Origin of the sequence: Streptomyces sp. NBC_01723, from assembly GCF_036246005.1 — a bacterium.
Taxonomy (GTDB): Bacteria; Actinomycetota; Actinomycetes; order Streptomycetales; family Streptomycetaceae; genus Streptomyces.
In genome coordinates, this window is the sequence record NZ_CP109171.1 from 4982056 (window position 1) to 4994856 (window position 12801).

The window sequence follows — 12801 nt, forward strand, 5'->3', positions numbered from 1 at the left end:
AGTACATAAACATATATTGAGCGACACAACGGTGCTTCGCCTGTTACGCCGGGAAAGCGCGTGTCGTTGGGAGCATGGCGGGCGTGACCCAGACGACCGCCCGCCCGGCCCCGCTGACTCTGCTGCGCACCCGCTGGCGCGACCGGTCGCCCGGCCTGGGCGCCGGTCTCCTGGGGGGTGCGGTCGCGGCGGTGCTGGGACTGGCCGCGTGCGCCGCGCTGGTCACCCTGCTGTGGATCAGTTCGCCCTACCCCGACAGCGGCCCCGAGGGCACCCTGCACGTCGCCGCCTCGATCTGGGTGCTGGCGCACGGTGCCGAACTGGTCCGCGCCGACACGCTCTCCGGCACTCCCGCACCGGTGGGCGTCACCCCGCTGCTGCTGGTCCTGCTGCCGGCGTGGCTGCTGCACCGCGCGGCCCGGGACGCCACCGACCCCGGTGACGGGGTGGGCGTGGCCGTCGGCTCCGGACCCGGGGCGGGGGCCGCCGGGACGGGCTTCGCGGCCGAGGGGCGCCTCCGGGACGCCGGGCCGCCGCCGGTCTCCGCGCGCTTCGCCTGGGTGGGGGTCGTCGCGGGCTACCTCTGCGTCGCCGGGCCCGTCGTGCTGTACGCGACGGGCGGCGCGCTGCGGCCCTCCTGGTGGTGGGCCGCCCTCTGTCTGCCGCTGGTCGCCATGGGCGCCGCGGGCGCGGGCGTGTGGACGGCGTTCGGCCGGCCCGGCGGGCCGGTGGGCCGGGCGCTGCGCGTGCTGCCGCGGAACCTGCGGGAGCTGATGGTGGAGCCGGACGCGCGCCTGGGCGCCTCGACGCGCGCCGCGGGCGCCGGTGCGGCGGTGCTCGTCGGGGGCGGGGCGCTGCTGGTGGGCGTCTCGCTGGTGTGGCACGGAGCCGCCGCGCAGGAGGCCTTCCTGCGGCTGACCGAGGGCTGGTCCGGGCGGTTCGCCGTACTGCTGCTCTGCCTGGCGCTGGTGCCGAACGCGGCGGTGTGGGCGGCGGTGTACGCCCTCGGGCCCGGGTTCGCGCTCGGTGCCGGGCATGCCGTGCACCCCTTGGCCTCCGCCCCGGCCCCGTTGCTGCCGCCGTTCCCGCTGCTGGCGGCGGTGCCGGACGCGGGGCCCGGTACGCCGCTGCACTGGGCGGCGGGAGGGGTGCCGTTGGTGGCGGGGACGGTGGTGGGGTGGTTCACGGCGCGGGCGGCCACGGGGGCCCCTGTGGGAGCGGCCGTGGGCGGGGCCGCCGGGGGTGACGCGGCCGCCGGGGTGTGGTCGTGGCGGCGGACCGCCGGGGCCGCCGTCGTGGCCGCCGTGCTGTGCGCGGTGTTCGTCGCCCTGCTGGCCGCGTTCGCGGGCGGGCCGCTCGGGAGCGATGCCCTCGCGCGGTTCGGGCCGGTGTGGTGGCAGGCCGGGGGCGCGACGCTGGCGTGGATCGTGGTGCCGGCGGTGCCGGTGGCGGTGGTGGTGCGGGCCTGGCGGGGGCGGGGCGGTGCCGTGCGGGAGCCGGTCGTGGACGGCGGCGAGGCGGCCGACGGGGGTGGACGTGGGTGGGCGCCGGTGTCTGTCGTGGGGCGGTGGTGGAAGCGGGGTGGCGGGGCCGATGCGGAGGGTGGCGAGGATGCGGGGGAGGTGGACGAGGATGCCGTGCCGTTCGGGCCGTACGACGGCGACGACGAGGGTGGCGGTGGGCCGTACGATCTGCTGCCGGTCGATTCTCCGGCGGAGCCGCCGCGGGGGTAGGGGGAGGGTGTTTCGCCCCCGCCGCCCCTACCCTTCCCGTCCCTGGGGGCTGCGCCCCCAGACCCCCCTCGGCCTGACGGCCTCGTCCTCAAACGCCGGACGGGCTGAAAGAGAAGACCGGACCGGCTGGAAGAAAAGACCGGACGGGCTGGGAGAGAAGACCGGACGGCCTGGGAGAGAAGACCGGCCGGGCTGAAGGACGGAACCGGAGGCCGGTTAGCCCTCCGTGCCCAGCAGGTCCCGCAGCTGTTCCGGAAGCAGGCGCTCGCAGCCCTGCTTCGCCGTGTTGGTCAGGGCGTCCTCGCGGCAGGTGTAGTAGTCGTTGTAGACCAGCTGGGCGCCGAAGGACGCGGCGACCAGGAGGATGGCCAGGGACGACGTGACCAGGCCGCTGATGGCCGCGGTGCGCTGCGGGCGGCCGGTCTGCCAGGCGGGGCGGGCCGGGGTGTCCGGGTCGGTGGCGGCGCGGGGCTTGGCGCGCAGAGAGCTGATGCCCCAGTACAGGGCGAGCGCGCCGAGCAGCAGAGCCACGTACGGCCAGGTGAAGAGCGCGAAGAAGAGGGCCCACATGCCGCTCAGCAGGGCGAAGCGCGCACGTCGTTGCGACGGGTCCGTGGGGTCCCAGCGCGGGCCCGGGCCGCCGCCCTGCCCCTCGGGACCGGAACCGGAACCAGAACTGCCGGGCCGCTCACCGAAGCCGCCGGAGGAGCGGCCGGGCTGCCGGTCGCTCCACTGACCGCCCCACGGCGAACGCCCGCCGCCCTGGGAACCGGACGAGTCCTGCGAGTCGCCGCCGTCGCCCGACGGGTGCCGCGGCTGCCAGGGGCGGTCCGGCGTGCCCTCCGGGGGCGGGGCGAACGGGTTGTCCCGGTCCGGGGTGTCCTGGGAGCCGTCCTGCCCGCCGCCGTTCCCGCGGTCCGAGGGCGTGCCGGGCGGTGACGAGGGGCGCTCCCGCAGCAACACGGTGCTGCGCCCCCCTGGCTGCGCCGACTGCTGGGGGAGCGTGAGCGGTCTCAGGCTGCGGTCCGGCATCAAGTGAGCGTCTTCCCCTTGGCGGCGATGAACGGGTGGAACGGGCGAACGGGTCGGCACGACTGGTGAACGCGTGACGCGCAGGTCGCGTTCCCGGTCAGGCTCCACGCAGACGCTACCTTCCGGCCACGCCCCCGTCCCGAGGGGGCCGTCCGGTGTGCCGGTATCGTTGCTGACGGTCGGCCGCTTCGTAGACTTCCCCGTATCCCGGGGCGCGAAGCATTCGTACGACTGTACAAACCGACGAACGTACCGCTTCCCCGAGAAAGGCCCTCACCGTGGCCGCCAAGCCCGTGGCCCCGCGAGCCAAGCGCCTCGTCGTGCTGGTCTCCGGATCCGGCACCAACCTCCAGGCGCTGCTCGACGAGATCGCCGCCACCGGCGTCGAGGCCTACGGAGCCGAGATCGTCGCCGTCGGCGCCGACCGCGAGGGCATCGAGGGGCTGGCCCGCGCCGAGCGCGCCGGGCTGCCGGCCTTCGTGACGAAGGTCAAGGACTACGGGAGCCGCGACGAGTGGGACGCGGCGCTCGCCGAGGCCGTCGCCGCGCACGAGCCGGACCTCGTCGTCTCGGCCGGGTTCATGAAGATCGTGGGCAAGGAGTTCCTGGCCCGCTTCGGGGGGCGGTTCGTGAACACCCACCCCGCCCTCCTCCCCAGCTTCCCGGGGGCCCACGGCGTGCGGGACGCGCTCGCGTACGGCGCCAGGGTCACCGGCTGCACCGTCCACTTCGTCGACGACGGCGTCGACACCGGGCCGATCATCGCGCAGGGCGTGGTGGAGATCCGGGACGAGGACGACGAGAGCGCTCTGCACGAGCGCATCAAGGAAGTCGAGCGAAGGCTGCTCGTCGATGTCGTGGGGCGGCTCGCCCGCAACGGCTATCGCATCGAGGGACGAAAGGTAGTTATCCAGTGACCGCCGAGAGCAACAAGCGGGCCGTCCGACGGGCGCTCGTCAGCGTCTACGACAAGACCGGGCTGGAGGAGCTGGCGCGCGGGCTCCACGAGGCGGGCGTCGAACTCGTCTCCACCGGGTCCACGGCCGGCCGTATCTCCGCCGCCGGCGTCCCCGTCACCAAGGTCGAGGAGCTGACCGGCTTCCCCGAGTGCCTGGACGGCCGGGTCAAGACCCTGCACCCCAAGGTGCACGCCGGAATCCTCGCCGACCTGCGCCTGGACAGCCACCGCGAGCAGCTCGGCGAGCTGGGCGTGGAGCCGTTCGACCTGGTCGTGGTCAACCTCTACCCGTTCGAGCAGACGGTCGCCTCCGGTGCGTCGCCCGACGAGTGCGTGGAGCAGATCGACATCGGCGGCCCCTCCATGGTCCGCGCCGCCGCCAAGAACCACCCCTCCGTCGCGGTCGTCACGAGCCCCGCCCGGTACGCGGACGTGCTCTCCGCCGTGAAGGACGGCGGCTTCGACCTGACCGCCCGCAAGCGGCTCGCCGCCGAGGCGTTCCGCCACACCGCCGAGTACGACGTGGCGGTCGCCGGCTGGTTCGCGGGGGAGTACGCCGGCGACGGCGAGCAGTTCCCGGAGTTCATCGGCGTGACGTACGAGCGCAAGAACGTGCTGCGCTACGGCGAGAACCCGCACCAGCCCGCCGCCCTCTACACGGGCGGCTGCGGCGGCCTCGCCGAGGCGGAGCAGCTGCACGGCAAGGAGATGTCGTACAACAACTACGTCGACACGGACGCCGCCCGCCGTGCCGCGTACGACCACGCCGAGCCGTGTGTCGCGATCATCAAGCACGCCAACCCGTGCGGTATCGCGGTCGGCGCGGAGGTCGCCGAGGCGCACCGCAAGGCGCACGCCTGCGACCCGCTCTCCGCGTACGGCGGCGTGATCGCGGTCAACCGCCCGGTCTCCAAGGAGATGGCCGAGCAGGTCGCGGAGATCTTCACCGAGGTCATCGTCGCGCCGGACTACGAGGAAGGCGCCCTCGAAGCCCTCACCAAGAAGAAGAACATCCGCGTACTGCGCTGCCCCGAGGCACCGCAGCCGCCCGCGGAGTTCCGCCCGATCGACGGTGGCGGCCTGGCCCAGGTCAAGGACGTGTTCCAGGCCGAGGGCGACGACCCGGCGAACTGGACGCTCGCGGCCGGCGAGGCGCTGAGCGACTCCGACCTCGCCGGCCTGGCCTTCGCCTGGAAGGCCTGCCGCGCCGTCAAGTCCAACGCGATCCTCCTCGCCAAGGACGGCGCCTCCGTCGGCGTCGGCATGGGCCAGGTCAACCGCGTCGACTCCGCGAAGCTGGCGGTGGAGCGCGCGGGCGCCGAGCGGGCGCAGGGGGCGTACGCAGCCTCCGACGCCTTCTTCCCCTTCCCGGACGGCCTGGAGATCCTCACCGCGGCCGGCGTGAAGGCCGTGGTCCAGCCGGGTGGCTCGGTCCGCGACGAACTCGTCGTCGAGGCCGCGAAGAAGGCCGGCGTGACGATGTACTTCACGGGGACGCGGCACTTCTTCCACTGACCCGGACGCCCGGTGTTGGGCCGGTCGAGGGGACCGGCCCAACAGGCGTTTCAGTCGCAGGTGTTGGACGTGTAGCTCGCGTAGTGCCACGCGTCGTTGTGGTAGAAGCGGTACTGGCCCGAGGCCGTCCGGTAGAGGTCGAAGTGGTACTTCGCTCCGTGGTAGATGAGCTTGTGCTTCGTGGCGTCGGTCGATCCGCTGCCGAGGTAGGCGTACGACGACGTCGACAGGGTGCCCCTCGTCCCCGAAGTCGTCGTAGTAGGAGCCGGCCCCGCTGACGTAGCCGCTGGAGGCGGAGGCCGAGGCGGGCACGCGTGGTGCGGATGCTCATGAAGGTTCCTTCCCCCGTTGGGTCATGCGTGGCGTTCTCGCCATGGCCATGCTGGCCGGGAAGGGAGTGCGAGGGTACCTGCAACGTTCCAGGACGGTTCAGGACTCCCCGCCCTTGCGCAAGGCCCGCCACGTCGCCGGTCCCACGATGCCGTCCGCGGCCAGTCCCGCCCGCTCCTGGAAGATGACGACCCCGCTCCGGGTCTTCGGGCCGAAGTCGCCGTCGACCTCGCCGACCTCCGGGATGCCGTGCAGGTGGCGGAGCAGACCGTGGCGCTCGATGCTGCGGAAGGCGTGCCGCGGTGCCCAGACGTCGAAGGTGAGCAGGTCCCCCGCCGCGGGCAGGGTCACGCGCGCCGGCTCGAACGGCACCGGCGCCTCCACCCGGCCCGGGCCGACCTTGATGTGCTTGCCCGCGCCTTCCGGGTTCTCCACCACGTAGGTCTGGTCCACGCCGAGATTGCTCAGCAGCCAGAACGTCCGGTGGGCCGCGATCTCCCCGGCGACCCGGGGCACCCCCGCGTGTGCGATGGCGAGTCCGCCGCTGGGCAGCGTACGGGAGGTGGACGAGGGCACCCCAAGCATTCGGGCGGCGCGGCGGGTCGCCGTGAACCTCGGATGTCACAGGGTCACTTCCGCTCCTCAGGCGTGTACTCCTTGAGGTGGTGAGCGACGCGGTCGGCGTAGTCACGGTACTTCGGGGGAACCCCGCCCGCGTCGTTCACCTTCTTGTACGACGTCCGGTACGCGACGGCGACCAGGACGGAGCGGTCGCCGGGCAGGCCGGCCTCCAGACGGGGCGTGATCCAGCACAGGTAGCGGCCCATGGCGGGGATGGACTCGGCGGGCGGGAACGGCGGTTCCGGGACGGTCTCGCCGGGGGTGCCGTCCTCGTTCATCCACCAGCGCAGCACGCTCGGTGTCCAGCGGGCGATGCCGTACTCGTTCTTGGCCGGGTCGGACAGGGCGGGGTCGAAGTCGCTCTCCACCTTCAGCATGGCCGCGATCAGGGCCGGGCTGACCTCCTCGCGGTCGCAGTCGTGCGCCGTCTCGACGATCAGCAGCCGGTAGGCGGGCGGCACGTCCCGGTCGGTGCGCAGCACGTCCGCGCCGTAGGCGGCGGCGGAGACGCTCGCGGTGCCGCCGCCGCGCGGGCCCGCGGTGGGCTGCCGGCCGTCACCGGCCCAGGAGACGACGCCGTAGGCGAGCGCGGCCAGCGCCACGGTGCCCGCGGCCGAGGCCGCGACGACGCCCCGTCGGGTGCCGCCCCGGGCCCGGAGCGAGAACCTCGCCGTCCCGCTCGCGGCGTCCGCCGCCGCCGTCACCCGGCGCAGCAGGGCGGCGGTGCCGGTCCGGCCGGCGTGCGTCCGGGTCAGACAGTCCCCGACGATCCCCCGCCACGCCTCCGGCAGTTCGGGGGAGAGCCGTAGCTCGTGGGTGCCGCGGGCGTAGGCGACGGCGGCGTCGCGGCGGGCCGTCGGGGTGCCGCCGGGCAGCGGGAAGGACCCGGTGAGGACGAGGTGGGCGAGGACACCGAAGGCCCACACGTCGGCGGACGGCCGGATGCGGCGGCCGCGTTCGCCGATCTCGGACCACAGCAGTTCGGGCGGCGTGTAGTCCGGGGTGGAGAAGGCGGGCGTGTAGGCGTGGGTGCCCTCCAGTTCGGCGGCCATGTTGAAGTCGGCCAGCCGCACCGAACCGTCCGCCATCAGCAGGACGTTGGCCGGTTTCAGGTCACCGTGCACCCAGCCCGCCCGGTGCAGCTGCGCCAGCCCGGCGCAGACCTGGGCGAGCAGTGCGGGCCCGTCCGGCGGGCGGGGCGAGGCGGCGATCAGGGCGGACAGGGAGCCCTCCGCCCGCTCCAGGACGAGGACGGTGGCGCCGTCCAGCCGGGGGTGGTCGGGGTCGTCGACGGTGAGGGTCTCGTACATCCGGATCAGCCGGGGCTGCCGCAGCCGGCGCAGCAGCGCGATCTCGCGCTCGACCAGGTCCCGCAGGTGGGCGAGTTGCCGCGGGGTGCCGGTACCGGTGGGCAGGAACTTCAGGGCGGCCGTGTCCGGCAGGTGCCCGCCGCTTCCGTCGCCGCCCTCGGTGCCTCCGGTGCCGTCGACGCGGCGCGCGGCGTAGACGCTGCCGAAGGCGCCGGTGGCGATCGGCTCGCGCACCTCCCACCCGCCCACCCGGTAGCCCCGGGGCACCGGGACGGCGTACGGCTCGGTCATCGCGGTGCCTGTCCGGACGGTGCCGCGAGGACCGCCAGGTCGTCCTCGCGGACCAGGTCGAAGCGGAGCGCCAGGGAGACCAGCGACTCCTTCTTGCCGTTGAGCCGCGGTCCCGGGTCGGCGGTCTCCGGGCCCGGCTTCAGCCGCAGTTTCACGGCGAGGTAGTCGATGTTCCACTGCACCGACGTACGGGACGCGGCCGGCCAGGCCGGGCGGAGCCGCTCGACGACCTGGTCCATGGTCGGCAGCGGCGCGTGCGGCGCCCCGCGCAGCCGCGGTTCGCACAGCGCGGCCAGCACCGCGAAGTACCGCTTGGTGCGGTCGACGGAGAAGGCGGGCGCGGTCGGCTCGCCGTCGGTGCCGTCCTCGGCGCGCAGATAGTCGTGGCGCGGCGCCCACACCTCGACCGGCAGCAGGTCGCCCGCCGCGGGCAGCACGATCCGCGAGAACTCGAACGGCACCGGCGCGTCCAGCCGGCCCGGCGCGACCTTGATGTGCTCGCCCGCGCCCTCCGGGTTCTCCACCACGTACGTCTGGCGGGCCGAGAGGTTGCTCACGGTCCAGAAGGTGCCGTGGGCGGTGATCTCACCGGCCCGGCGGGACACCCCGTCGTGCGCGATCAGCAGCCCGCCCTCGGGCACGGCGCGTCCGAAGACGAGCCGTTCGCCGGGTGCGAGCCGGAGCTGGGCGCTGCTGTGTTCGTCCTCCGAGGTCGGCGGAGGTACCACGATGATGCTGAACAAGGTGCGTCTCCCCGTGCCTGACGGCTACCCGCGTCAGACTATTGCGACGCACCAGGGCCGTGCCCCCCTCGTACGGGTGAGACACGGCCCTGTGACGTGATTGGCGAGAAGTACGCACTGGCGTACGCCGGTTCAGTACTGCGGGCGGGTGAACCAGTAGCTGCCGTTCCGGTTGGCGCAGAAGACGATGATCAGGATGCCGAGCACCAGGCTGATGAGGGCGAAGACGTTCGCCGCGAACAGGCTGATGACGCTGAACAGCACGACCACCGACGCGTAGATGATCGCGGAGACGCGCACCCCGCCCCGGCCCGTCGCGAACTTGACGCCCGTGAATATCGCCCAGAACGCAAACGCCAGCACGATGACCCCGAGTACGATCATGATGCCGGTGCCGACGCTGGCGGCGGTGTCCGCGTCCTCGGCGGAGAGGCTCGGGTCGGAGTTGACCGCGTCCTCGAACTCCTCCGAGAACCAGGCGCTGGCGATCATCATCAGCAGACCGCCGATCACCTGGAAGCCGCCCAGGACGAACAGCATCACGCGCGCTGCCTTCACCGAGCCGGGCATCGCCACCGGGGCGGGCGCGTAGCCGCCGCCGTACGGCTGCTGTACCGGCGGGGCCGCGGGGTAGCCGTAGCCGGGCTGGCCCTGGGGCTGCTGCTGGGGGTAGCCGTAGTTCGGCTGCTGGCCGCCGCCCTGGGGCGGGCCGTAAGGGTTGTTCGGATCGCCGAAACTCATGGCGGGACTTCCTCCGTCGCTGTCAAGTGCGGGGACGGCGCGCGGCGCGAGTCGGAGGAGTTTCTTCGGTGCGGTTCGTCCCCCCGGTACGGCCCCGCGGCACTGTGCACCCCAATCGTTCTTGACCGATCTCTTACTTGTCCAGCCCGCTCACAAGGTGTTGTGCAAGTGCAACAACGTCGATCATGAATCGACGATCGGATGCCGGCCGGATTGGAACCGGGGGCCGGTCATCCGCGAGGATGGGGGCATGACCGCCCAGATTCTCGATGGCAAGGCCACCGCAGCCGCGATCAAGTCCGAACTGACCGCCCGCGTGGCGGCGCTGAAGGAGAGGGGTGTCACCCCCGGCCTCGGCACCGTCCTGGTCGGCGACGATCCCGGCAGCCAGAAGTACGTCGCCGGCAAGCACCGCGACTGCGCGCAGGTCGGCATCGCCTCCATCCAGCGTCACCTGCCGGCCACGGCGACCCAGGAGGAGATCGAGGCGGTCGTCCGCGAGCTGAACGAGGACCCGGCCTGCACCGGTTACATCGTCCAGCTGCCGCTGCCCAAGGGCATCGACGAGAACCGCATCCTGGAGCTGATGGACCCGGACAAGGACGCGGACGGCCTGCACCCGATGAACCTCGGCCGCCTCGTCCTGAACGAGCCGGCGCCGCTGCCCTGCACCCCCAACGGCATCCTCACCCTCCTGCGCCGCTACGGCGTGGAGATCAAGGGCGCCGAGGTCGTGGTCGTCGGCCGCGGGGTCACCATCGGCCGCCCGATGCCGCTGCTGCTCACCCGGCGCAGCGAGAACGCCACGGTGACCCAGTGCCACACCGGCACCCGGGACCTCTCCGCCCACCTCAAGCGTGCCGACATCATCGTCGCCGCGGCCGGCTCCCCGCACCTGGTCCGCGCCGAGGACGTGAAGCCGGGCGCCGCCGTCCTCGACGTGGGCGTCTCCCGCAACGCCGAGGGCAAGATCGTGGGTGACGTCCACCCGGACGTCGCCGAGGTCGCCGCCTGGATCTCCCCGAACCCCGGCGGCGTCGGCCCGATGACCCGCGCCGAGCTGCTGGTCAACGTGGTGGAGGCGGCGGAGCGCCGTGCCGGCTGAGGACACCCACGCCGAGCGCCCGGGCCGGACGACGGACCGCGCGGAGGCCCGGGAGAACACCGCGGTGCGCGCCGACAGCGCCGAGGGCACCGAGGGCGCGGACCGAGCGCCGGACTCCGGCGACACCGCCGGGTCCGCCGACAAGACCGGGCGTCCCGACCGCGTGGGGGACGCCTCGGACCCCGGGGCCGCCGAAGACCCCGAGGAGATCGTCGTCCGGGACCCGGTCAGCGCGCCCGACGCCCAGGGCCGGCCGAAACGCGCCACGCGCCGGTTCCCGCTCTTCACCCGCGACACCGCGCGCCCCGAGGGCGGCGGCCGGGCCGCGGCCGGCGACGCCCCGGCGCCGGCCCGGCAGTGGCCGGTGCTCACCGTGGTCGGCCTGGTCGGGATCGGCCTGCTGATCACCGGGCTCGACGTGTTCCGGTGGGGACTGGTGCTCGTCGGCGTCGCGCTGCTGATCGGTGCCGCGCTGCGCTGGTCCGTGCAGGACGTCGGCATGCTCGCGGTCCGCTCGCGCTTCACGGACATCGTCACCTACGGCGTGCTGGGCATCGCCATCGCCATGCTGGCGCTGATGGCCCAGCCGGACGCGCCGCTGAAGATCCCCTTCCTGAACGATCTGCTGCACTTCACCGTAAGTAGTTAGCGAAGCCCCGCTCGAACGGCGGCCCGTCCCCACCCCCGTGGAAGGACGGGCCGCCGTCTGGATCCACACTCCTGCACGTCGAACGCGCTGTTCAACGCCTGTCAGGGCGCTGTGGCACGGAAGTGACCGTTCCGCTACTCCGCTACGCGGACCCCGGAAAGGGCTCCGTTCAGGGGTTCCGTCACCAGCACGGGAACGCCGGTGGGAGACTGGACCAGGTGTCGGTGGGCGTGCGACCGTGCATGCCTGCGGCCTCTGTGCTCCTGTGCGCCCCCACCCCGGGAACTGAGCTCCTGATCGGGCGCATCCCTGTGGGTAGCCAGAACGGCGGGGGAACGACCAGCACGTACCGGGGGAAGAGGGGGGAAGCAGTGCCTCGTTGGAAGGCCTTGCCGGAGGAACTCGATCCGCAGATCAAAGAGTTCACCGGCCAGCTGCGCCGACTCGTGGACCGCAGTGAACTGAGCGTCGCGTCGGTGGCCGACGCCACGGGCTACAGCAAGACGTCCTGGGAGCGATACCTGAACGGACGGCTGCTGGCGCCGAAGGGCGCCATCATCGCCCTGGCGGAGGTGACGGGGACCAACCCCCTGCACCTGACCACCATGTGGGAGCTGGCCGAGCGCGCCTGGAGCCGCTCGGAGATGCGCCACGACATGACGATGGAGGCCATCCGCATATCCCAGGCGCGGGCCGCGCTCGGCGACCTGGGCACCGCGTCCGGCAAGACCGCGGGACCGGCCCACGGCGGCAGGAACGGCCGCGGAAGCCGCTCCGGCCGCCACGGCGGCGGTGCGTCGGCCACGTCCGGCGTCGCGGGGCCCGCCGGGGTGGCGCCCACGCTGGGGCCGACGGTCCCCGCCCAGCCGACCGCGGCGGACAGCCCCGACGCGGCCGCCGGCCCGGTCCGGGGCGGCGGCACGACCGGCACCCCTTCCGCCCCGTTCTCCGACGCCCCGTCGCCGGGCGGCGCCACCGACGGCAACTCGTGGGGTCTGGCCGGGTACCGGGGGCCCGCACCGACCGGTGACCGCACGGCGCGTCTCGGGCACCTGGCCGGTTCCGGCGAGGCCGCCACGGCCATGGGCCCCGCGGCGACGCCCGGTCCCGCCGCGCCCGAGGGCCGGAGCCCCTCCGCCGGGTACGGCGAGCCCCCGCGCGGCGGCCCGGGCTCGCGCGGCCGGTCCAACGGGGGCGGCAGCAGGCGGATGACGACGTTCGTCGCGGGGGTCGTCGGCGTACTCGTCGTGATCGCGGGCGCCTTCTTCCTGCTGAACGACGGCGGGGACAAGAAGAACGAGGGCACCAAGCCCTCCCCGTCCCCCACGGTGAGCAGCGAGCAGGAGCTGCCGCCCGGCGTGAAGTGCAGCGGCGACGCCTGCACCGGCAAGGACCCGGAGGTCATGGGCTGCGGAGGCGACCTGGTCACCACCGCCGCCACCGCCACCGTCGGCACGACCGCGGTCGAGGTCCGCTACAGCAAGACCTGCGGTACCGCGTGGGCCCGCGTGACCCAGGCCGCCCAGGGCGACAAGGTCCAGGTGAGCGCCGAGGGCAGGAACCAGCAGACGGGGACGGTCTCCGGAGTCGGCGACACCGTCGCGTACACCCCGATGGTGGCGGTGAAGTCCGCGGCCGCGGCGGAGGCGTGCGTGACGACCGCGTCCGGCGTCCAGGGCTGCACGGAGTAGGCGGCGGGACGGCACTCGGCGGGCCCGCGAAGAAAGTTCGCCGTCGACAGGCATGTCCGGCGAGGACTCGGGCACGCGAGAA

General features: G+C 73.5%; 11 protein-coding genes and 1 pseudogene. 6 read left to right on the forward strand and 6 right to left on the reverse strand.

What is annotated here, in order from left to right:
* The first annotated feature begins 74 nt into the window (after window positions 1-74).
* Complete coding sequence (locus tag OIE75_RS23185; protein ID WP_329472019.1) at window positions 75-1733, forward strand: cell division protein PerM; 1659 nt, start codon at window positions 75-77, stop codon at window positions 1731-1733.
* A 216-nt stretch (window positions 1734-1949) separates the two neighbouring features.
* On the opposite strand, the gene OIE75_RS23190 is transcribed toward OIE75_RS23185, so the two are convergent.
* Complete coding sequence (locus tag OIE75_RS23190; protein WP_329472020.1) at window positions 1950-2765, reverse strand: hypothetical protein; 816 nt, start codon at window positions 2763-2765, stop codon at window positions 1950-1952.
* A 278-nt stretch (window positions 2766-3043) separates the two neighbouring features.
* Between OIE75_RS23190 and purN the strand changes: the two genes are divergently transcribed.
* Together purN and purH are read left to right on the forward strand one after the other, a co-directional pair.
* A complete protein-coding gene (gene purN / locus OIE75_RS23195) occupies window positions 3044-3682 on the forward strand; it encodes a phosphoribosylglycinamide formyltransferase (RefSeq protein WP_125495436.1) in 639 nt (212 codons plus the stop codon).
* Window positions 3679-5238 carry a bifunctional phosphoribosylaminoimidazolecarboxamide formyltransferase/IMP cyclohydrolase gene (gene purH, locus OIE75_RS23200; protein ID WP_122615835.1) on the forward strand — a complete coding sequence of 520 codons (1560 nt, stop codon included), beginning with the start codon at window positions 3679-3681 and terminating at the stop codon, window positions 5236-5238. The genes purN and purH overlap by 4 nt, the downstream gene beginning before the upstream one ends.
* Window positions 5239-5667: 429 nt before the next feature.
* Here the strand turns inward: purH and OIE75_RS23205 are convergent, their stop codons facing one another.
* From OIE75_RS23205 to OIE75_RS23225, 5 genes and pseudogenes are all read right to left on the reverse strand, one after another.
* A complete protein-coding gene (locus OIE75_RS23205) occupies window positions 5668-5850 on the reverse strand; it encodes a peptidoglycan-binding domain-containing protein (RefSeq protein WP_329474037.1) in 183 nt (60 codons plus the stop codon).
* Window positions 5833-6117, reverse strand: a pseudogene (locus OIE75_RS23210) (FHA domain-containing protein); the annotation flags it as partial. The pseudogene OIE75_RS23210 and the gene OIE75_RS23205, both read right to left, overlap by 18 nt.
* Window positions 6118-6197: 80 nt before the next feature.
* The gene (locus OIE75_RS23215; protein ID WP_329472021.1) at window positions 6198-7790 is read right to left on the reverse strand and encodes a serine/threonine protein kinase; all 1593 of its coding nucleotides are present in this window, start codon (window positions 7788-7790) and stop codon (window positions 6198-6200) included.
* Window positions 7787-8533 (reverse strand): FHA domain-containing protein, encoded by a 747-nt coding sequence (locus OIE75_RS23220; RefSeq protein WP_185832627.1) that lies wholly within the window; start codon window positions 8531-8533, stop codon window positions 7787-7789. The genes OIE75_RS23215 and OIE75_RS23220 overlap by 4 nt, the downstream gene beginning before the upstream one ends.
* Before the next feature lie 132 nt (window positions 8534-8665).
* The gene (locus tag OIE75_RS23225) at window positions 8666-9274 is read right to left on the reverse strand and encodes a hypothetical protein (RefSeq protein WP_307014694.1); all 609 of its coding nucleotides are present in this window, start codon (window positions 9272-9274) and stop codon (window positions 8666-8668) included.
* Between the two features lie 250 nt (window positions 9275-9524).
* On the opposite strand from OIE75_RS23225, the gene OIE75_RS23230 reads away from it, so the two are divergent.
* The 3 genes from OIE75_RS23230 (at window position 9525) to OIE75_RS23240 (ending at window position 12719) form a co-directional block, all read left to right on the forward strand.
* Window positions 9525-10379: a bifunctional methylenetetrahydrofolate dehydrogenase/methenyltetrahydrofolate cyclohydrolase gene (locus tag OIE75_RS23230; protein WP_122615840.1), complete on the forward strand. Its 855-nt coding sequence runs from the start codon at window positions 9525-9527 to the stop codon at window positions 10377-10379.
* A complete protein-coding gene (locus OIE75_RS23235) occupies window positions 10369-11028 on the forward strand; it encodes a DUF3017 domain-containing protein (protein WP_443078384.1) in 660 nt (219 codons plus the stop codon). The genes OIE75_RS23230 and OIE75_RS23235 overlap by 11 nt, the downstream gene beginning before the upstream one ends.
* Window positions 11029-11399: 371 nt before the next feature.
* Window positions 11400-12719 (forward strand): helix-turn-helix domain-containing protein, encoded by a 1320-nt coding sequence (locus tag OIE75_RS23240; RefSeq protein WP_329472022.1) that lies wholly within the window; start codon window positions 11400-11402, stop codon window positions 12717-12719.
* Window positions 12720-12801 lie beyond the last annotated feature (82 nt).